General features: G+C 69.6%; 18 protein-coding genes. 10 read left to right on the top strand and 8 right to left on the bottom strand.

What is annotated here, in order from left to right; genetic code table 11:
- Positions 1-2: 2 nt before the first annotated feature.
- Positions 3-917 (bottom strand): ABC transporter substrate-binding protein, encoded by a 915-nt coding sequence (locus AP234_RS08050; RefSeq protein ID WP_152990298.1) that lies wholly within the window; start codon positions 915-917, stop codon positions 3-5.
- A gap of 193 nt (positions 918-1,110) precedes the next feature.
- Here AP234_RS08050 and AP234_RS08045 point away from each other — a divergent pair, with 193 nt between their 5' ends.
- The 5 genes from AP234_RS08045 to argH all read left to right on the top strand — a co-directional run bounded on the left by AP234_RS08045 (position 1,111) and on the right by argH (position 6,957).
- Positions 1,111-2,727, top strand: coding sequence for a PucR family transcriptional regulator ligand-binding domain-containing protein (locus AP234_RS08045; RefSeq protein ID WP_055478961.1), 1,617 nt, complete (start codon positions 1,111-1,113; stop codon positions 2,725-2,727).
- A gap of 90 nt (positions 2,728-2,817) precedes the next feature.
- Entirely contained in the window at positions 2,818-3,732 is a 915-nt protein-coding gene (locus AP234_RS08040) for an amino acid ABC transporter permease (RefSeq protein WP_055478960.1), read from the top strand.
- On the top strand, positions 3,729-4,499 hold the full coding sequence (locus tag AP234_RS08035; RefSeq protein ID WP_055478959.1) for an amino acid ABC transporter ATP-binding protein: 771 nt from the start codon (positions 3,729-3,731) through the stop codon (positions 4,497-4,499). Before AP234_RS08040 ends, AP234_RS08035 begins: the two co-directional genes overlap by 4 nt.
- Positions 4,500-4,540: 41 nt before the next feature.
- Complete coding sequence (locus AP234_RS08030) at positions 4,541-5,443, top strand: arginase family protein (protein WP_055478958.1); 903 nt, start codon at positions 4,541-4,543, stop codon at positions 5,441-5,443.
- Positions 5,440-6,957, top strand: coding sequence for an argininosuccinate lyase (gene argH, locus AP234_RS08025; RefSeq protein ID WP_055478957.1), 1,518 nt, complete (start codon positions 5,440-5,442; stop codon positions 6,955-6,957). The genes AP234_RS08030 and argH overlap by 4 nt, the downstream gene beginning before the upstream one ends.
- Before the next feature lie 238 nt (positions 6,958-7,195).
- Here argH and AP234_RS08020 read toward each other — a convergent pair whose 3' ends face one another.
- Together AP234_RS08020 and AP234_RS08015 are read right to left on the bottom strand one after the other, a co-directional pair.
- Complete coding sequence (locus AP234_RS08020; RefSeq protein ID WP_083501901.1) at positions 7,196-8,665, bottom strand: non-reducing end alpha-L-arabinofuranosidase family hydrolase; 1,470 nt, start codon at positions 8,663-8,665, stop codon at positions 7,196-7,198.
- Positions 8,666-8,698: 33 nt separating this feature from the next.
- Entirely contained in the window at positions 8,699-8,896 is a 198-nt protein-coding gene (locus tag AP234_RS08015; RefSeq protein WP_055478956.1) for a cellulose binding domain-containing protein, read from the bottom strand.
- 989 nt (positions 8,897-9,885) lie between these two features.
- On the opposite strand from AP234_RS08015, the gene AP234_RS08010 reads away from it, so the two are divergent.
- Positions 9,886-11,253 carry a hypothetical protein gene (locus tag AP234_RS08010; protein WP_152990297.1) on the top strand — a complete coding sequence of 456 codons (1,368 nt, stop codon included), beginning with the start codon at positions 9,886-9,888 and terminating at the stop codon, positions 11,251-11,253.
- A 76-nt stretch (positions 11,254-11,329) separates the two neighbouring features.
- On the opposite strand, the gene AP234_RS34740 is transcribed toward AP234_RS08010, so the two are convergent.
- Positions 11,330-11,518 carry a pirin-like C-terminal cupin domain-containing protein gene (locus tag AP234_RS34740; protein ID WP_268778034.1) on the bottom strand — a complete coding sequence of 63 codons (189 nt, stop codon included), beginning with the start codon at positions 11,516-11,518 and terminating at the stop codon, positions 11,330-11,332.
- 57 nt (positions 11,519-11,575) lie between these two features.
- The gene (locus tag AP234_RS08005; RefSeq protein WP_055478954.1) at positions 11,576-12,196 is read right to left on the bottom strand and encodes a TetR family transcriptional regulator; all 621 of its coding nucleotides are present in this window, start codon (positions 12,194-12,196) and stop codon (positions 11,576-11,578) included.
- Positions 12,197-12,293: 97 nt separating this feature from the next.
- Here AP234_RS08005 and AP234_RS37090 point away from each other — a divergent pair, with 97 nt between their 5' ends.
- The 4 genes from AP234_RS37090 to AP234_RS07990 are packed head-to-tail and all read left to right on the top strand — an operon-like array spanning position 12,294 to position 15,464.
- A complete protein-coding gene (locus AP234_RS37090) occupies positions 12,294-12,464 on the top strand; it encodes a hypothetical protein (RefSeq protein ID WP_160330389.1) in 171 nt (56 codons plus the stop codon).
- On the top strand, positions 12,461-13,216 hold the full coding sequence (locus AP234_RS08000; RefSeq protein ID WP_055478953.1) for an SDR family oxidoreductase: 756 nt from the start codon (positions 12,461-12,463) through the stop codon (positions 13,214-13,216). Before AP234_RS37090 ends, AP234_RS08000 begins: the two co-directional genes overlap by 4 nt.
- A complete protein-coding gene (locus AP234_RS07995; protein WP_055478952.1) occupies positions 13,213-14,229 on the top strand; it encodes a phosphotransferase family protein in 1,017 nt (338 codons plus the stop codon). Before AP234_RS08000 ends, AP234_RS07995 begins: the two co-directional genes overlap by 4 nt.
- Positions 14,229-15,464 (top strand): acyl-CoA dehydrogenase family protein, encoded by a 1,236-nt coding sequence (locus AP234_RS07990; RefSeq protein WP_055478951.1) that lies wholly within the window; start codon positions 14,229-14,231, stop codon positions 15,462-15,464. The genes AP234_RS07995 and AP234_RS07990 overlap by 1 nt, the downstream gene beginning before the upstream one ends.
- A 49-nt stretch (positions 15,465-15,513) precedes the next feature.
- Here the strand turns inward: AP234_RS07990 and AP234_RS07985 are convergent, their stop codons facing one another.
- Genes AP234_RS07985 through AP234_RS07975 form a run of 3 tightly spaced genes read right to left on the bottom strand, consistent with a single transcriptional unit; the run spans position 15,514 to position 19,183 of the window.
- Positions 15,514-16,686 carry an MSMEG_0565 family glycosyltransferase gene (locus AP234_RS07985; RefSeq protein WP_055478950.1) on the bottom strand — a complete coding sequence of 391 codons (1,173 nt, stop codon included), beginning with the start codon at positions 16,684-16,686 and terminating at the stop codon, positions 15,514-15,516.
- The gene (locus AP234_RS07980; RefSeq protein WP_055478949.1) at positions 16,683-18,233 is read right to left on the bottom strand and encodes a protein FdrA; all 1,551 of its coding nucleotides are present in this window, start codon (positions 18,231-18,233) and stop codon (positions 16,683-16,685) included. Before AP234_RS07980 ends, AP234_RS07985 begins: the two co-directional genes overlap by 4 nt.
- Entirely contained in the window at positions 18,230-19,183 is a 954-nt protein-coding gene (locus AP234_RS07975) for a carbamate kinase (RefSeq protein WP_055478948.1), read from the bottom strand. Before AP234_RS07975 ends, AP234_RS07980 begins: the two co-directional genes overlap by 4 nt.
- Positions 19,184-19,229 lie beyond the last annotated feature (46 nt).

The following is a 19,229-nucleotide window of genomic DNA, read 5'->3' as shown; positions in this document are numbered from 1 at the left end:
GGTCAGCTCGCGGGCTGCCCGTTGATCGTCACGGCGGGACGCAGGATGTCCTGCAGTCCCCACTTCTCACCGATCTTGGCGTAGCCGCCGTCCTCCATGAGCGCCTTCAGTGCCGCCGCCACCGCGTCCCGGAGCTGGTTCTGGTTCTTGCTGACGGCGATGCCGACCGGGATCTCCGCGATCGGCTTGCCGATCAGCGCGTACTTTCCGGGTGACTGCTCGTTGACGACGTACCGGATGGACTCCGCGCCCCTGATGCTCACGTCGGCGCGTCCCTGCTCGAGCTGTAGGAGTGCGTCGGCCGTGCCGTTGGTGGTCACTTCCTCGACCGCCGGCTTTCCGGCCGTCGCGCAGACGTTCTTGCTGAACTCGGTGAGGGCGTTGCGGTATCCGGTGTCACCGCTGTCAACCGCCACCTTCTGCCCGCACACGTCGGCCTCCGTGGGGAACCGGTCGGCCTTGTCCGCCAGGCTGAACAGCTGCGGACCTGTCGTGTAGTAGTCGATGAAGTCGACCGTCTCCCGGCGCGTCTCCAGATCCTGCATGGCCGAATGGACCATGTCGAGCCTTCCGGTCGCGAGCGAGGGAATGTACTGCTCATACTCCTGGGTCACGAATGTGACCTCCACGCCGAGCTTGTCGCCGATGGCCCGGGCCAGATCAACGTCGAAGCCCTGCCGCTTCTCCCTGTCCTCCGTCCCCTCCGGAAGGTAGGACATCGGCGGATAGACCGGACTGTTTCCCACGTTGAGCCGGCCGGACTTGCGGATGGCGTCCGGCAGCATCGCGTTGAGCGGGTTGTCCGAGGACGAACTGTTCGAGGACGAGGGCGCGGCCGGCTCATCAGCGTTGCCACCACAACCGGCGAGCAGCGCGGCGACGACCGCCGTACTCACCCACATGGCTGACTTTCTCACTCTGTCTCCTCCGGGTTCTCGGTGGGCCGCACCGCGGACCCCGCATGGCCGCCGGCGAACTTCGCCCCAGTTTTCAAGCGACGCCGAGCCGTAGGAAGGGGACCTCTTGTCCAGGATGTCCCCGATGGACTGTACTTCAGGTCCAGGTCGCTCCGATCCGGCGATGACCAAGACCTGAGAGGCGGGATATCCGGTGGGAGTCACAATCGAACAGGTTCTCGCGCTGCCCGACCTGAACCTGCGCGTCGTGGCCGGAGCGGCCGCACTCGGCAACGAGGTCCGATGGGTGCACGTCAGCGAGACCGTCGACCCGACACCCTGGCTGCGCGGCGGGGAACTGCTGCTCACCACCGGCCTCCAAATCGAAGATCCGAAACAGTTCGGGCCATACCTGCACCGACTCGCCGACGCGGGGCTGGCCGGCCTCGGATTCGGTGTCGGACTGGGCCACCCGGAGGTGCCCGAGACGCTGCTCGTGGCCGCCGACGAGCGCGGCCTTCCCGTGCTGGAGATTCCGGTCGACGCTCCCTACGTGGCCATCTCGGAGGGAGTGTCCAACCTGCTCGCCGCCGAGAGACGGGACACCATCGCGCGAGCGTTCGACGCCCAGCAGGCGCTCACGGCCGCCGCGCTGGAGTCCGGCCGAGGCGGCATCATCACGGCGATCGCCAACACGCTGGGCGGGTGGGCGATACTCACCGATACCTCGGCGGCAGTCGTACGGGCATGGCCGCCGGAGGCGGCCGAACGGCTGCCGACCCTGCTGCCGGACATCATGCGCACCCGGGAGCGGGGCATCCGGTCCAGCAGTTCGGTGATCGGCCTGCACGAGTCGATCGTGATCCACCCCCTGGAGGCCCGGGGCCGGATGCGTGGATTCCTCGTCACCGCCATACCGGGCGGGGCCGACGACTACAGCCGGATGGTCCTGGCGGGCGGGGTGGCCCTGCTGTCGCTGGAGATGGAGCGTTCGCACGCGGCCGGCCGACAACTGCGCCGGCTCCGCGCCGACACCCTGGCCCATCTGCTGCACGGCGCGGTCGAGCTTCAGGTCGCGCGGCAACATGTCGTCGGCTGGGGCCTGGACCCCGGTGCGCTGCGGGCCGCCGTCTATCTGTGCGACGCCGGCCACGGCAGTCTGCTCTACGAACAGGTCACCGAGCTGATGAGCGAGGCCGACCTCTCCGGTGCCGTCGTCACCCAGACGGCCGGGCGGAACATCCGAGTGGTGGTGCTCACCGACGGCTCCGAGCAGACCGGCGCGACACTGTCCCGGCTGGCGTCGGTGCGTCCGGCAGCGGTGCTCGGGCTCGGCGACGTGGTCTCGACCGAAGGCATCGGGCAGTCATACCGTGCCGCCGCCCACGCGGCCGAGGTCGGCCAGGTGGAGCGGCGGGCGGTGACCCGCTTCGACGACCTGGAGACATTGCAGATGCTGTTGCGGGCCCAGTCGCCGCAGGCTCTGGCGAGCTTCGTTCGCCGGGTCCTGGGGCAGCTCCAGCAGCACGACCGAGGACGTGAGGGAACGCTGAAGGCCACCCTGCGCGCGTTTCTCGCACACAACGGCCACTGGAACGAGACCGCAGCCGAGCTGGGCGTGCATCGGCACACGCTGCGCGCCCGGATGGACAGGATCGAGCGGATCACCGGCCGCAACCTCGACTCCGCGTATGCCCGGATGGAGCTGTGGCTCGCGCTTCTCGCCGACGGCGCGGCAGAGCCGGGGGAGGACGTCGCGGGCGATGTCGCAGCGGCCCCCGAAGCCATCGCCGGCGACGCCGAGGTCATCCAGGCACTGGACAACCAGTAGTGCCCCGGGCCACATAATTCGACCTTCTGTCAGGTATCGCACTTCTTGCCGCAGCGGCAAGACTCAGCCCAACGCAGACGGGAGACAGCGATGACGAGCACAGAGCGGGCCACCGCTGCTGCGCCGGCACCCGGTCCAGGGCAACTTGCCGGACTCGAACGCATGCCGCTTCGGCACTATGGCCGCTGGATCTCAGCGGCGGTGGTGCTCACCCTGATCGCCCTACTGGGTATGGCATTCGCCCGGGGCGGCATCGAATGGTCGGTCGTCGGCCACTACCTCACGGCCGGAGCGATCCTCCACGGTTTGGGCAACACCGTGATGATCACGCTGTGCTCGATGGCTCTCGCCATCGTCCTCGGCGTGGTGGTGGCCTTGATGCGGATGTCGGCCAACCCGGTGACGAGTACCGTCGCCTTCGGCTACATCTGGCTGTTCCGCGGCGTCCCCGTCCTGCTCCAGCTGCTCATCTGGTACAACCTGGCGCTGGTCTTCCCGACCATCGGGTTCGGCGACTTCCAGACACGCACGATCGACGTGATGACACCGTTCATGGCCGCGCTGCTCGGTCTCGGCATCAACATGAGCGCCTACACCGCCGAACTCGTCCGCGCCGGCATCCTCTCGGTCGATCGCGGGCAGATCGAGGCCGCCCAGGCGATCAGCCTGACCCCGGGACAGATCCGCCGCCGGGTGGTGCTGCCGCAGGCCATGCGGGTCATCCTGCCCCCACTGGGCAACGAGTTCATCAGCACGCTGAAGATGTCCTCGCTGGCAGCGGTGATCTCGTACGGAGAGATCCTCGAGAGCGCCGAGTTCATCTACTACGCCAACAACCGGGTCATCGAGCTGCTCATCGTCGCGGCGATCTGGTACCTGGCCGTCGTTTCGGTGCTCAGCGTGGTCCAGCACTTCGTGGAGCGGCGCGTCGGTCGCGGCTTCCAGCACTCGGTGAAACGTACCGGTCGTTCGCTCGGACGCTCTGGTAAGGGAGACGCGGCGTGAACAGGACAACCGTCGTCCGGGCCATCGAGGTGCACAAGTCGTTCGGGCCGGTGCACGTGCTGCGTGGTGTGTCGCTGGAGGTGCACGCCGGGGAGGTGCTATGCCTGATGGGGCCGTCCGGCTCCGGAAAAAGCACGTTCCTGCGCTGCATCAACCAGCTCGAACGCGTCGACGACGGCGAGCTGTGGGTGCGCGACGAACTGGTCGGCTACCGGCTGCACCGCGGCCGGCTACGCGAGCTCACCGAGCGGGAGATCACACGCCAGCGCCGCGGCATCGGCATGGTCTTCCAGCGGTTCAACCTCTTTCCGCACATGACCGCGCTCGGCAACGTGGTCGAGGGGCCGCTGCGCGCGCTGGGGCACAATCGTGCCGACGCCCTCGCCGCGGCCCGCACGCTGCTCGACCGGGTCGGGCTGAGCGACAAGTACGACGCCTACCCGGCCCAGCTCAGCGGCGGGCAGCAGCAGCGGGTCGCGATCGCCCGAGCACTGGCGATGCAGCCCCATCTGATGCTCTTCGACGAGCCCACGTCCGCGCTCGACCCCGAGCTGGTCGGCGAGGTGCTCGACGTGATGAAGGCCCTGGCCGCCGAGGGCATGACCATGGTCGTCGTCACCCATGAGGTCGGCTTCGCCCGAGAGGTCGGCGACACGCTCGTCTTCATGGACGGGGGCGTCGTCGTCGAGAGCGGGCCACCGGCCGAAGTACTCAGCACACCGCAGCATCCGAGGACCCGGGAGTTCCTCTCCCGCGTCCTCGGCTGAACCACACACCAGACGCCTTTAGGCCTAGCGAAAGGTCAGGAATGCCACGTCCTCACGAGGCGCGGAAGTTCGACGTGTGGGGGGTCCCGTTCGATGGGGGCTCGACGTTGGGCTGGCCGGGTTCGCGGTACGCGCCCGCCCGGGTCCGCGATGCGTTGCGTTGGATCACCCAGCGCATCGAGAACGGCGCCATCTACTCCCTGGAGAGCGACTCGGTGCACGAGGTCGGCGACGACCTGCTCCGTGACCGGGGTGACGTCGACGTGATCGGGCACGACATCCTGGCCACCATCGACGCCTGCTCCACCGCGGTCGCCGACTCGCTGCGAGAGGGCCGTACGCCGATCGTCATCGGCGGCGACGACTCCGTCCTCTTCCCCTGTGCACAGGGAGTTCACCGGGCGCTGCCCGGCCGGGTGGGCATCGTGCACTTCGACGCGCACCTCGACCTACTCGACCACAACCGCCACCAGGGCCGGGTCAGCCAGTCCAGCGGCATGCGGCGCAGCCTGGAACTGGAGCGCGTCAACGCCGACGACTGCATCCAGGTCGCCGTACGGCACTTCAACTTCCCGTCCTCGGCCGAGTTCAAGCGAAAGTCCGGTCTGACCCACATAACCGCCCGGGAGTTCCAGGCGCTCGGTCCGGTCGCCGCGGTCGAGCAGATCCTCGATCGGGTCTCCGGCGCGGACCACCTGTTCCTGTCCTTCGATATCGACGCGATCGATCCCGCGTTCGCTCCCGGGGCGGGCGCGCACGAACCAGGCGGTCTCACCTCGGGCGAAGCGCTGGAGGCGGTCCGCCTGCTGGCGCCGCACTGCGACGCGTTCGCCATCACCGAGGTCAACCCGATGACCGACCACACCGTGTCGACGACCGCGACACTCACCGCGTACCTGCTGTTCCACTTCGCCGTCTCAGGTTCGGGGGCGACGCGTCGATGAGCGCCGACCCGAGCCACGCCTCCCAGGGCTTCCGGGCCACCGGCATCAGGCTGACCGAGGAGCAACTGCCGCACCTGCGCAGCCACCGTACGGAACTGCTCGGCGATTCGTTGCCCGCGATCCACGCCTTCGACAAGGCGCACGCGGTGATGCTCACCGAGCAGGGCCTGCTCGACCCCGCCGACGGCCGGGACATCCTCAACGCGCTGCGCGATATGGAGGCCCGTGGCGTCGCGGAGGCCCGGATCGAGGCCGGAGGCGGGATGCACTCCGGCGAACAGTATCTGATCTCCGTGCTCGGCGCCGAGACCGGCGGGAGGATCCATCTCGGGCGCAGCTCCGGAGATCTGATCGAGGTGGCCCGGAGGATGACGATCCGCCGGCACCTGCACGCCCTGCTGCCGGCCCTGGCGGACGTGCGGGCCGCACTCCTTGATCTGGCCGAGGCGCACCGTGAGACGATCATGCCTGGTTACACGCACGGCCAGCACGCCCAGCCGACCACCTTCGCGCACTGGGCCACCATGTTCGAGCAGGCCTTCGCGCGCGACACCGAGCGGTTCCTCGGCTTCCACGGCCGGCTCAACGTCTCACCCGCCGGCGCGGCCATCCTGACCGGCAGCGACCTGCCGATCGACCGGCACCGGATCGCCGACCTGCTCGGGTTCGACGCCCCGCTGCCGCACACCATGGACGCGATCCTCAGCCATGACCTGGAGATGGAGGCGGCGGCGCTGCTCGCCACCACCGGCGCCACGCTGGCCCGGCTGGCCGACGACCTCTACCTCTGGTCGACCTCCGAGTTCGCGTACATCGAACTGCCCGATCGGTACTGCGGCACGAGCAGCATCATGCCCCAGAAGAAGAACCCGGACGCCCTGGAGGACATCAAGTCGGTGGCCACCCAGGCACTCGCCGCGCTGGTGGGCGTGATCACCGCCGAGCGCGGGCCGACCGGCTTCCCCATCCTGGAACGACGCTACTCACAGCAGGCGCTGTGGTCGATGTCGGCGGCGATCACCGGCAAACTGCGGGACGCCGCCGGGATCCTCACCGACCTGCGCGTCGACCGGGACCGGATGGCCGGACAGGCGGGCGCCCACTGGGCACAGGTGACCGATGTCGCCACCGCGCTGGTCAGGCACACCGAGCTCGACTGGCGTCATGCCCACCAGGTCGTCGGCGTCTTCGTACGGCTCGCCATCGAGCGCGGCGTCGACCCGTCAGCGGCGACCCGGGACCTGCTCGACGAGGCGGCAGGACAGGTCATCGGGCGGGGAAGCGGCCTGACCGAACAGCAGTTCACCGAGGCCATGGATCCGTATGCCTTCGTTGTCAGACGAACCATCTACGGCGGCCCGGCACCCGACGCGGTCCAGCGGGAGTCCGTCCTGTTCACCCGGCGTCTGGCCAGCGACCGACACCGGGTCGAAGAGTTTCAGCGGCGGGTGGCCCGTGCCGAGGCGGCGCTGGAGGAGGCCATCGATGCCCTGGTTTCTGAGGGCCACCCCTGATGATCCGTACGGCCACCCGGCGTGACCGGCGGCACCGCGCCGCCGGTCGGTGAAGACCTCGGTGGCGCGAACCTGGTCCGTCTCACCGCGATGGGCAGGCGGCCGGTGACCCGATGCACCGGAAAGGTGCACCCGATCCTGTGCGGATTCGATCCAGGCGATCGCATCCTTGCAGGTCAGGTGCACCTTCTTCATTTCACCGGTCTTGCCCGGCCGCCCGCAGGCGGAGCAGCGGAGGTCAGCGCTGCAGTGTCAGCAGACCCGGCCGGTAGGGCAGGAGGCCGTAGTCGCCGCCGGAGTTGGGGTCACGTCCCTGGTAGAGCAGCTGCAGATTGCAGGGATCGACGGTCTTGGTCTGGTCGGGGTTGCTGCGCACCAGATCGCCGTGGCTGATGTCGTTGGTCCAGGTGGCGCCGCTGTTGGCCTTCCCGGCGAAGGGATTGCTCTCGGTGGCGGCCTGCGGTGTCCACGTGCCGTCCAGGCTGGTGGCCGTGAACGAGCGGAAGTAGCGACCCCGCGAGCCCATCGCCTCGACGAGCATGAGGTATTTGTTCTGGCCCTGGAGCTTGTAGACCTCGACTCCTTCGAACAGGTTGGCCTGCGTGTCGCTCATGATCGTCGTGTAGTTCGAGCCGAAGCTGCCGGGGAAGTTCCCGATGGGCATGCTGGCCCGGTAGATCTTGCCGTTGTCACCGGCGAAGAACAGGTACATGTTGTTGCTGTCACCGATGAGCGTCTGGTCGATGGGTCCTGTTCCGGAGCCGGAGATGCTTCCGGTGAACAGGGTCTGCTGCGATGACCAGCCGTTCGGGTTGGCGGGGTCGGTGGAGGTCCGGTAGGAGAAGGCCGTCCCACCCCACTGGTAGGCCAGCACCCAGATGTTCTTCGGGGCGAAGTAGAAGAGCGTGGGCGCGACGGTGGAGAAGTTCATCGTGTTCTGGGGGGCCGAGGCCATGTCGGACCAGTTCGAGAAGAGGCCGAAGTTCATCGAACCCCACCTCGTTCCCGTGTCGTGCGTCGTCGCGTAGACGAGATGCTTGCCGTTGTAGACGACGTTGGTGAAGTCCTTGAGCGAGACCCACCCCGACTTCGGGTTCGCCAGCGGGCCCGTCGACGTCCAGCGGTACGTCGAGGGGAGATCGCACGTGCCGGGCGTCGGAGTCGGCGTGGGCGTCGGGGTCGGAGTCGGGGTCGGCGTGGGCGTCGGCGTGGGGGTGGGGGTCGGCGTGGGGGTGCCGGAGCCGCCACAGGTCACACCGTTCAGGGCGAACGACGTGGGCACCGGATTGCTGCCGTTCCACGAGCCGTTGAACCCGAAGTTGGTGCTGCCGCCGGAGGGGATGGAGGCGTTGTAGGAGACGTTGGTGGCGGTCACCGACGAGCCGGACTGGGTATGGTCGGCGTTCCAGATCTGAGTGATCTGCTGGCCGGCGCCGAAGGACCAGGTCAGCCGCCAGCCGTTGACCGCGTCACCGAGGTTGTTGATGGTGATGCTGGCGTTGAAGCCGCCCGGCCAGCTCGAAGCGATGGTGTAGTCGACCCGACAGGCGACGGCGGCCTGGGCGGGCTGTGTGGCCAGTATGCCCCCTCCGACCAGCAGGACCGAGGTGGCACCGATCGCGAGGCTGCGGCGCGGGGCCCGCCGGGGCGGTGCCGCGGTCGCGACGGTGGATGCGCGCGGTGACCGCGCTCGCCAGGACAGACGCATCTGTGTTCTCCTCATCATCAGGTCCGACCGCCGTCAGGGGCTGGTGCAGGTGGCGGTCGGGGTGGTCGCGGTGCCGTTGCCGGTGTAGCCGAAGGTCGTGGAGCCGCCGGAGGCGATGGAGCCGTTGTAGGGGGCGTTGCGCACGGTCACGCTGGAACCGGACACGCTCTGTGTGCCGTTCCAAGGCTGCTGATGCTCTGCCCGCTCGGCCAGGTCCACTTCACGGTCCATCCGTTGACCGCGGAGCCGCCCGAGCGGACCGTCCCCGCGGACTCGACGCCGCGCCCCGCCGATTCGGGTGGACGCACACCACCAGGGCGTCGCGGACGCGCGGTCTCCCTGCCCGTGCACCAGCCGCTCCGGGGACCGCTTTGGAGACCAAGTGTGGAAACCGCACCCGAAACTTGTCAAGACCGTTAGAGAAAGTTACGACACGGCCTTTGGTGCGAAAGTGGAAACCGCCGCACTAGGGGGACATCCGTGGAAGTGAAATTTCCCGCGTCCCACGTAGTGATGCGGGAAACGTCGGTGAAAGTTTCACCATCCGATCCGCATCGGTCGGGCGCGCAGACGCGAAGACTCCCAGGTGGGCCGGGATCAGGCCCCGCACGGCCGGCGCGCGACACATCGGACCCTTGACATCTGCTCCGTCCCTCGTGTGTGCTCCACTCCACACCACCTCCACCCGACCGATGGAGAAGGGACTCGACCGATCGACAGAATGTGAGCGCTAACATTTATGGAGTCACGCGTGTCGTTACTCAGACCCGTGCGACCCGGGCGGGCACCGCGTCCCGGGGCCGCTCGATTCCACTGATCAGGAGGTTCTCGCATTCGTCAGGAAAGGTCGGCCGCTTGACCGCGGTCCATCGCGACAGAACCGGAATGGCGATCGGACCCCACTTCGGAGTTCGTCAGACCGATCCAAACATTCGCTCAAGATACTCATGTACAAGAGCTGAAAAATCGGCATTTCCCGCATTAACGTAAACGCCACATCGAGGTTGTACGGCACGCACTCGGCCGGCAGAGGTCGGCCCATGGCCGCCGATGTCAGCCAGGAGGTCTCGATTCCACCCCACCCGCCGAGCCGTTCCGGGAGCAGCCGGATAACGGACGACTCCGGATGGATAACCGCTCCACCGCCGTGATCGAATTTTGTCGGCAGGGATCGCTAGGGTGAGCGCTCCGCTCCCTGCTTGATCTCCTGGATGTGACGCGTGCACCGTTATCGGTCGATGCTCCCCGCCGTGCTCGTGACCGGCGGATATGTGACGGCGCTCGTGATCGCCGCCGTACTCGCGCTGATCGGTGGCGACGTCGGCTTCCTGTGGCGGCTGTCGCTGTTCTCCGAGGCGGACGAGGACGCCGCGGCCACGTGGCCGAACGTGCTCACCCTCATCATGGCGGGCGGGCTGTGGGCCTGGGCGCTGTGGCAGAGCCTGCGGGGCCTGCCGTCCGGGGAGCCCCTCTCGACCGACCCCGAGACGCGCCCGCTGCGAATGGCTCTGTACGCGGCGGTGGCGTCGTGGGCGTTCTATGCGGTCATGCCGATCTGGCCGTGGTGGGCGGTGGTGCTCGACGCGCTCCTGATGTCGGCGGTCGTGGTGCTGTTCCACCCGGTGCTGCGCCGTAACATACGCCACGCCGACCTCGCCCTGGGCGCCGGCCTGCTGACCCAGGCGAGCCTGGCGGCGACCGAGGTGTTCGACGTGCTCAACTGGCACGGGGTGGAGCGGGCGGCGGCGCTCGGCGGGTTCGCCGGCGTCGGAAGTCTGGTGTGGTCCGTGCTGGTGCTCAAGGCGCAGTGGCGCGACGGCCGCTGGGGGCTGACGACCGTGCGGTACGGCATCGCCTCCCTGCTGGTGCCGGTCGCACTCTTCGTCGTGGGCATTCCGCTGAGTGGGGACGGTGGCCTCTACGACGAGGCCACCACGGCCGCCGACGCCCTGTTCGTGATCTGGCTGGCCCGATCCGCCCACGAACTCGGCGGCACACCCGGCGGGCCAGCGCCGTACCTCCCGCCCGCCGATCGGAGGGCCACGCTCACGGTGGCGGCCCGCCTCACCGCGTGCCTGGTCCTGCTACTTCCGCCGCTGACCAACCGCCATCCGGCGTGGATCAGCCCGCACGTGTCGATCGAGCGGCTGCCCAGTGTCGCTGGTGGCTCGGCGGGAGACGCATTCGCGACGCTCTGGCAGGCTTTCGAGCTGTTCGTGGGCATCGGCGGCCTGGCCGTACTCGTGCTCGTCGCCCTGCACCGGCGGGCCGTGTTCTGGGTGGCCATGAGCGGCCTGCTCCTCACCGCGCTCGGCGGGCTCGCCGCCGTGACCCTGGTCGACGCGCAGGGCCTCGACCTCCCCGGCGGTTGGGTTCTCACCCGGCCGGATCCCTCCCATCTGTACGGGATGATCCAGACGTTCTCGAGGTCGACCGTCTCCCCGCTGTGGTTCACCACCGCCTGCCTGGTCTCGGCCGCCCTGCTCTGGTGGTCGAGCAGGCCAGGGCGCGCGCCGTCGCGGATTCGAGTGCCCGCGCCTACGAGCCGGCCGGATGAACACGATCGGCCGCGGCACGCGATGCCCTGAGCCGGCATACCGCCCCCGGCTCGAAAACCGCAGTTCAATCGGCCGGCCGTCCCTTTCCTTCAGCCGTCCCTTTCCTTCAGCGGTACCGCAGGCGGGCCTGGAGGGGGACCTCGCCGAGCCTGCCGGCGTGGAAGTCGCGGAAGGCCTGGGTGATCTCGGCTCGGGCGTTCATCACGAGGGGCCCACCGATGGCGATGGGTTCCCTGATCGACTCTCCGCTGTAGACCATCACCATGCTCTGCGTGTCCCCGTCGCCGGCCTCCAGGGCGATCGATGAGACGAGCGAGCCGGGGACCGGATCGGACCAGGCGATCTGACCCGCTCACCCCGGCCGACGTCCGGCGGTTAAGTCTCCCCGGTGCCCGACGATGCGCAGGGCCAGGGCCGCGTAGAAGTCGCCGATCCCTTCGGGCGAGAGATCGAGGCCCTGCCTGTACCACCGGGCCACGTCGATGCCGAGAGACAGCAGCGCCGCGGTCGTCATACGCGGATCGGAGGTCTCGAAGGCGCCATCCGCGACCCCGCGCTCGACCACCTGCCGCAGCTCCCCGGTGATCGTCCGGCGGATGCCCTCGATCTCCGCCCGATGCTCCGGGGTCAGTGCGGCGAGCTCGTAGTTCACGACACGGGCGATCGTCGGCGAGCGCGCGTGGTCGGTGACGAAGGCGCGGATGACCGCCACCAGCTGGGCCGCCGGGTCTTCGGAGGTGGCGATCGCCTTCCGTACCAGCGCGAGGGAGCCGGCGTGCCCCTCCCGGGAGATCTCGTAGAGCAGTTGCTCCTTCGTTTCGTGGTGGACGTAGACCGCTGCCGGGCTCATGCCCGCGGCAGCCGCGATGTCGCGCGTGGTCGTCGCGTGGAAACCGCGCGCCGCGAACGCCGCCACGGCCGCCTCGAGGAGCCGCGCCCGCCTGTCAGCGTTGCGCGAGCCGCCGTTGTCCATCCCTACCCCTTTTCGGTCTACCCGTTGACGCCTACCCCTGTGGTGGGAAATCGTAGGGCGAGTCTGGTAAGCGACCGCTTAGTATGTTGGAGACGTGGTGCCTGAAGCAGTGATCGTGGCCGCCGCCCGCTCCCCGGTCGGACGGGCGGTCAAGGGCTCCGCACTCCGGCGCCACGACAAGGAGCTCGGCCCGGGGACGATGTGCGTCGGCGGGGGCCAGGGCATGGTCATGGTCATCGAGCGACTCGGCCGAGGGAACGGGACATGACAGAGAGACTGACAGGACGCACGGCCATCGTCACCGGTGCCAGCCGCGGGATCGGCCTCGCCGTGGCACGACGGCTCGTCGCCGAAGGCGCCAGGGTCGTCATCACGGCGCGCAGGCCGGAGGCACTCGCCGAGGCGGTCACGCGGCTGGGCGGGCCGGAGCACGCCCTCGGCGTGGCCGGCCACGCCGACGACGCCGACCACCAGGCCGAGACGATCGAGCGGGCGATCCAGACCTTCGGGAGTGCGGACCTGCTCGTCAACAACGCCGGCATCAACCCGGCCCTCGGGCCGATGGTCGAGCTCGACGTCGCCGCCGCGCGGAAGATTTTCGAGGTCAACTGCCTGGCCGCCCTGTGCTGGACCCAGCGGCTCCACAGGGCATGGACGGGAGCGCACGGCGGCGCCGTCGTCAACGTCGCGTCGGTCGCCGGGCTGACCACGTCGCCGGGGATCGGCTTCTACGGCGCGAGCAAGGCGATGCTCATCCACCTCACCCAGGAGTTGGCGGTCGAGCTGGGGCCGAACGTGCGCGTCAACGCGGTCGCGCCGGCCGTCGTCAAGACCCGTTTCGCCTCGGCCCTGTACGCCGGTCGCGAGGCGGAGGTGGCGGCGACGTACCCGCTCAAGCGGCTGGGCGTTCCGGAGGACGTCAGCGGCGCCGTGGCCTTCCTGCTGTCCGAGGACGCGGCATGGATCACCGGCCACGTCCTGGTCGTCGACGGCGGCCTCACCCTGGTCGGTGGGCAGTGAGGGCGCCGGGCCTCGACCTCGACCGCCTCGGCGCCTGGTTCGCGGCATCGGTTCCCGGTGCCGGCGCCGACCTGACGGCCAGGGTCATCACGGGTGGCAGATCCAATCTGACCTACGAGATCAGCGATGGCTCGCACGTCTGGATTCTCCGCCGGCCGCCGCTCGGACACGTGCTGGCGACGGCGCACGACATGGCCCGGGAGTACCGGGTGATGACGGCTCTCCGCGACACCGACGTGCCCGTCCCGGCCACCTTCGCCCTGTGCCGGGACACCGAGGTCGTCGGCGCCGAGTTCTACGTGATGCAACGGGTCGCCGGGGTGCCGTACCGGCAGGCCGACGAGCTCGAGGCGCTCGGGCCCGACCGCACGCGCGCCATCTCCACGCGGATGGTGGACGTGCTGGCCACCCTCCACGCGGTCGAGCCGGGCGCCGTCGGCCTCACCGGCTTCGGCCGTCCCGACGGGTTCCTCAGGCGTCAGGTCTCGCGCTGGAAGCGCCAGCTCGACGCGTCGTACAGCCGCGAGCTGCCGGCGGCGGACCGGCTGCACGCGGCGCTGGCGGATCGTGTGCCGGCGGAGTCGGCCGCTGCGATCGTCCACGGTGACTACCGCCTCGACAACCTGCTGATCGACGAGCACGACCGCCCGGCCGCCGTGATCGACTGGGAGATGGCCACCCTGGGCGATCCGCTGACGGACCTCGCCCTGCTCGTCACCTACCAGCGGCTCGGCGAGCTGTCCCCCGACAACGCCGTGGTGAACGCCACGACGGCGCCGGGCTTCCTGTCCGAGACCGAGATGGTCGAGCGGTACGTCGCCCACACCGGTGGAGACCTGCCCCGATTCGGGTTCTACCTCGGGTTGGCCGCCTACAAGCTCGCCGGGATCCTCGAGGGCATCCACTTCCGGCACCTCCGGGGGCAGACCGTGGGCGCCGGTTTCGACCGTATCGGCGAGGTGGTCGAGCCGCTGCTCGAGCACGGCCTCGGCTCGTTGAAGGAGGACCACTGATGGACTTCGCGTTCGACCCACGGACAGAGGAGCTCCGGGAGAACCTGCTGGAGTTCCTGGACGAGCACGTCATCCCGGCCGAGCCGGTCTTCCGGCAGGAACTGCGACGGCTTCGGAACCGGTGGGCCTGGGACTCCGTTCCGATCCTCGCGACGCTCCGTGCCGAGGCGCGGCGGCGCGGGCTCTGGAACGCCTTCCTGCCCGGTGAGCACGGGGCAGGACTGACCAACCTGCAGTACGCGCCACTCGCGGAGCTCACGGGCCGGAGCATCCACCTGGCGCCGGCGGCGCTCAACTGCGCGGCGCCGGACACCGGCAACATGGAGGTGCTCACGCTCTTCGGCACCGAGCAGCAGAAGAAGCGGTGGCTCCGGCCGCTGCTCGAGGGCGAGATCCGCTCCTCGTTCGCGATGACGGAGCCGGACGTGGCCTCGTCGGACGCCACCAACATCGCGACCCGGATCGAGCGCGACTCCGACGAGTACGTCATCAACGGCCGCAAGTGGTGGATCACCGGCGCGATGAACCCGAACGCCCAGATCTTCATCGTGATGGGCCAGACCGACCCGTCGGCCGAGCGGCACCGCCGGCAGTCCATGATCCTCGTGCCGCGCGACACCCCGGGCGTGGAGGTCGGCCGCGGCCTGGAGGTCCTCGGGTACGACGACCACGAGCACGGTGGCCACGCCGAGATCACGTTCACCGACGTACGGGTCCCGGCCGGCAACCTGATCGGCGCCGAGGGGAGCGGCTTCGCCATCGCGCAGGCGCGGCTCGGCCCGGGCCGCATCCACCACTGCATGCGCTCCATCGGCCTGGCGGAGCGGGCCATCGAACTCATGTGCGCGCGGGCCTCCGAGCGCGTCGCGTTCGGCAAGCCGCTGTCGGAACAGGGTGTGATCCGCGACTGGATCGCCGAATCGCGGGTCCGGGTCGAGCAGCTGCGGCTGCTCACCCTCAAGACGGCGTGGTTGATGGACACCGTCGGCAACAAGGGCGCCCACACCGAGATCCAGGCGATCAAGATCGCCACGCCGGCGACCGTGCAGTGGATTCTCGACAAGGCGATCCAGGTGCACGGCGCCGGCGGACTGTCGCAGGACTTCCCGCTCGCCAGCGCGTACGCGGGCATCCGCACATTGCGTTTCGCCGACGGGCCGGACGAGGCGCACAAGGACGCCCTGGCGAGAAACGAGCTCCGTCGCCAGGCCGACCGGAGGACGACGAAACGATGAACGACGATCGCGGCCGGTGCCGGACCTCCCGTTCGGAGCACCCGGCGGGTCAGGGCGTCGGTACGGGAACCTCCGCGTACAGCTCGAGATGCCGCTTCGCGCTCGCCGTCCAGGTATATCCGTCCACCAGTGCCAGGCCCGCGGTCCGCAGCCGGTCACGCAGGGCGTGGTCGTCCAGGGCACGTGACAGGGCGTCCGCCAGCGCGTCGGCGTCGCCGACGGGGACCAGCAGGGCGTCGCGACCGGGCACCAGCCACTCGCGGAACACCGGGAGATCGCTGGTGACCACCGGAACGCCGGCCGCCATCGCCTCCAGCGCGGCCAGGCCGAACCCCTCCTTCACCGACGGGAACGCCAGCACGTCGGCCGCCGCGTACCATGCGGCCATCTCCTCCTCGGGCACGGTGCCGAGCTCGACGACGTCCCTGCCCAGGGTCAGGCCGAGGGGGCCGAGGCTCGCCAGGACCCTTTCCCTATAGGCCCGATGGTCCTGGAAGGAGTGGCCGCCGAGCACCGCCAGCACCGGCGGCGGGGTGCGTCTCCCGACCAGTCTGGACAGGGCCGCCACCAGGGTGTCCGATCCCTTGCGCGGCTCGATCCCGCCGACGGCCAGCAGCATCGGGCGGTCGCTCGCGCCGACCCTGGCGCGCAGCCGCGCCACCAGGTCCGGCGGGGCCTGGCGGTATCGGAGCGGGTCCACCCCGTTGGGGACGACGGCCGCGTGCACGCCGTAGTCCTCGCGCAGGATGTGCTGCCAGGTGGTGGTCACCACCAGGATCCGATCCGGTTCGAGGATGGCGCGGGCCTGGCAGTCCATCAGCGACTCGCTGTCGAAGTCGTCGACGTGGTGGACGGTGCGTACGACCCGGCAGGTCGTCCCGGCGTCTCTCACCCGCGCTGCCGCACGCGCCGAGATGCAGTCCTGGGTGTGCAGGATGGGGTGCGTGGGCGCGATGTCGGCCAGGGCGATCTCCAGCGCGTCGATGTTCGCCGCCACCTTCTCCTCGAGTCCCCCGCCGACGGTGGGGGCGGAGACGACGTGGGTGGGCGCGGCGACCGGCCGGAAGAAGCCCTTCTCGGGGTCTCCCAGGCCGACGATCATCACTTGTCGGCCCAGGGCGTGCAGCGCCTCGCCCAGCGCGAGGGTGTGCGCGACTCCGCCACGGGGCTTCGTGCTGTAGGTGACCAGGGCGATGGGCGGCGGTCCGGGGTTCCCGGTCATCGGTTCAGCTCCGTGATCTCGGGGCGGCGGCTCGCTATCGCCGCCGCCGCGTAGGCGGCCCGGGCCGCTGTCTCGGTCACCAGGCAGCCGACCCGTTCGAGCGCGGCCCGCTGCTCGGCGTAGCCCTGTGGATCGGTGTCTGCGCCCAGAACGTAGGCGACCACCCGAGGTCCCCCTTCCGACATGATCTCCTTGAGGACCGGGGCGAGCCGTCCGGCCGGATCCTCGTGCGCGCCGTAACCGAGCACGACGTCGAGCAGCACCACCGCGACCTCCGGATCGCGGGCCTCGTCGAGCATGAGCTCCAGACGTAGGCCGGGGTCGATCATCGGGTGCGGCCGGCCGACGGTGTACTCCTCCGCGCCGAGATCGAGCAGCACGTGCGCGCCCGGAGGGGCCGGGAGCGCCTGCTCGCTCCGGAGCGGCTCGTTGGAGTACACGTTTCCGAGCAGCTCGCCGATGATCAGCTGTGCCTCGTAGCACAGCGTTCCGCCGGAGTAGTATCCGCGGATGACGCGCCGCCGGTCGTCCAGCGCGGCGATCCCGTCCACCACCTGTTCACGCACCCCCGCCGACGTCGCGGGCGGGGTGACGCCCACCAGCTTCGCCGCGGCGAGCGCACCGGTCTCCAGCGTCCGCGCCAGCCGGACGCCCGGAGGTGTCTCCAACTCGTCCAGGCCGAGGAAGGTCGCCACGGCCGGCGTCGACGTGCACTGGCCCAGCACCTCGCGGGCGACCGCCTCGCTGGGCGGCTTGGAGACCAGGAGGATCGCCTCGGTCTCCGGGTCCTGGTCGAGTGCGCGCACCGCCGCCTTCGCCATCCGCCCGCCGATGTCCTCCGACAGGTCGCGGCCGCCGACGCCGATCACGTGCGAGACCCCGACGCCCCAGCGGTCGAGCAGCGCCGAGACCTCCTGGGCCCCGGTGCCGGCGGCGGCCACGACGCCGACCGGCCCGCGGCGTACGGCGTTGGCGAACCCCAGGCCGACACCCGAGATCACGGCGGTGCCTGCGCCGGGCCCCATGACCAGCAGGCCGAGCTCGTCCGCACGCCGCTTGAGCTCGGCCTCCTCCTCGATCGAGACGTTGTCGCTGAAGAGCAGGACGTGCAGTCCCGCGGAGAGCGCGTGGTGCGCCTCCACCGCCGCGTAGTCTCCCGGCACGGAGACGACCGCGACGGTGGCGTCGGGCATCTGCTCCACGGCCCGCTCCATGGACCGGGGCGGGGCGGCCGCGGTGTCCCCCTGCTCGTCGGACGCCTGTGCGTAGACGGCGTCCGCGCCGGAGTCGAGAGCGGCCTGTGCCGCGGTCTCGTCGCTCGCGCGTACGGCGAGCACGAGGTCGTTCGATCCCGCGGTCCCGATGACCTCCTCGCCGAACCCCTCGTCGGCGAGACTCTCGCGGCCCGAGGGGGTCGCCATGACCGCGCCGGCCCAGGAGACGCCCGCTTGCTCGGACATCACCGAGGTGGCCACGAGCAGGCGCAGCGAGTCGCAGTAGGTGTCGCGGACGACACGGGATCGGGCGACGTGCTTGGGTGTGCTCATGCGATGCTCTCGACTGGTTCGGGGATGATACGGGTACCGACGCCGGTCGTCGGGTCGAGCGCGTGGAGCATCAGCTCCGCTGAGGTGATGACGGCCGTTCCGCCGCTGTGCCGTACGAACTCCGACGCGGCGCGCACCTTCGGCCCCATGCTCCCGGCCGGGAACTGGCCCTCCGCCAGGTACTTCTCGGCGAGGGCGAGGGACATCTCGTGTACGACGCGGGCCCGCGGGGTCCCGTAGTCGACGGAGACCGCGTCGACCCCCGTCACCAGGATCATCGCCTTCGCCCCGACGTCCCTGGCGAGGCGGGCGGCCGCCCAGTCCTTGTCGATCACGGCGTCGACGCCCAGGTAGCGGCCGTTCTCGTGGGAGACCGCGACGCCGCCGCCTCCGGCCGCCAGGACGATCTTGTCGGCGGACAGCAGCGCCTCGACGGCGGACGACTCCAGCATCTCGACGGGAAGGGGCGAGGCGACCACCCGCCGATGGCCTCTTCCCGCGTCCTCCCGCATGGTCCATCCGCGTTCGGCGGTCAGGTCGAGCGCCTGATCCTCGGTGAAGAACGGGCCGATCGGCTTGGTCGGCGTCTCGAACGCCGGGTCCGTACGGTCCACGGTCATGTGCGAGATGACGGCGACGGCGGAACCGGCGCCCAGGACCGAGTCGATCGCACGCACCAGGACGCTGCCCAGCTGACCTTCGGACATGGCGTTGAGGATGTGCAACGGCTGGGGCGGGACGAGGTCGATCCCTCCCTCCTGCTGGATGGAGAGGTTGCCGACCTGAGGGCCGTTACCATGAACGACGACCACCCTCCATCCCGCCCGACACAAGCTCGCGATCCCGGCCGCCACCTGGGCGGCGTTGTCCTCGATCTGCTCGGAAGTGCCTTCCTGGTCCGCTCGGGTCAGGGCGTTCCCGCCGACCGCCACCACGGCGACATTGCTCACGAGCCGTCCTCACCTCAGTATCCGATACTAGATGACTCGTTTACGA

Origin of the sequence: Sphaerimonospora mesophila, from assembly GCF_001417795.1 — a bacterium.
Classification (GTDB): Bacteria; Actinomycetota; Actinomycetes; order Streptosporangiales; family Streptosporangiaceae; genus Sphaerimonospora; species Sphaerimonospora mesophila.
The sequence above is the reverse complement of the archived record's forward strand: the minus strand, read 5'-3'. Positions and strand labels throughout refer to the sequence as shown.

Bases quoted from the DNA above. Each gene is read 5' to 3' on its own strand.
- AP234_RS08020 (WP_083501901.1), bottom strand. From the start codon at position 8,665: ATGCGTCTGTCCTGGCGAGCGCGGTCACCGCGCGCATCCACCGTCGCG.
- AP234_RS08005 (WP_055478954.1), bottom strand. From the start codon at position 12,196: ATGGACAACGGCGGCTCGCGCAACGCTGACAGGCGGGCGCGGCTCCTC.
- argH (WP_055478957.1), top strand. From the start codon at position 5,440: ATGAGCGCCGACCCGAGCCACGCCTCCCAGGGCTTCCGGGCCACCGGC.
- AP234_RS08015 (WP_055478956.1), bottom strand. From the start codon at position 8,896: ATGGACCGTGAAGTGGACCTGGCCGAGCGGGCAGAGCATCAGCAGCCT.
- AP234_RS07990 (WP_055478951.1), top strand. From the start codon at position 14,229: ATGGACTTCGCGTTCGACCCACGGACAGAGGAGCTCCGGGAGAACCTG.
- AP234_RS08030 (WP_055478958.1), top strand. From the start codon at position 4,541: ATGCCACGTCCTCACGAGGCGCGGAAGTTCGACGTGTGGGGGGTCCCG.
- AP234_RS08040 (WP_055478960.1), top strand. From the start codon at position 2,818: ATGACGAGCACAGAGCGGGCCACCGCTGCTGCGCCGGCACCCGGTCCA.
- AP234_RS07985 (WP_055478950.1), bottom strand. From the start codon at position 16,686: ATGACCGGGAACCCCGGACCGCCGCCCATCGCCCTGGTCACCTACAGC.
- AP234_RS07980 (WP_055478949.1), bottom strand. From the start codon at position 18,233: ATGAGCACACCCAAGCACGTCGCCCGATCCCGTGTCGTCCGCGACACC.
- AP234_RS08000 (WP_055478953.1), top strand. From the start codon at position 12,461: ATGACAGAGAGACTGACAGGACGCACGGCCATCGTCACCGGTGCCAGC.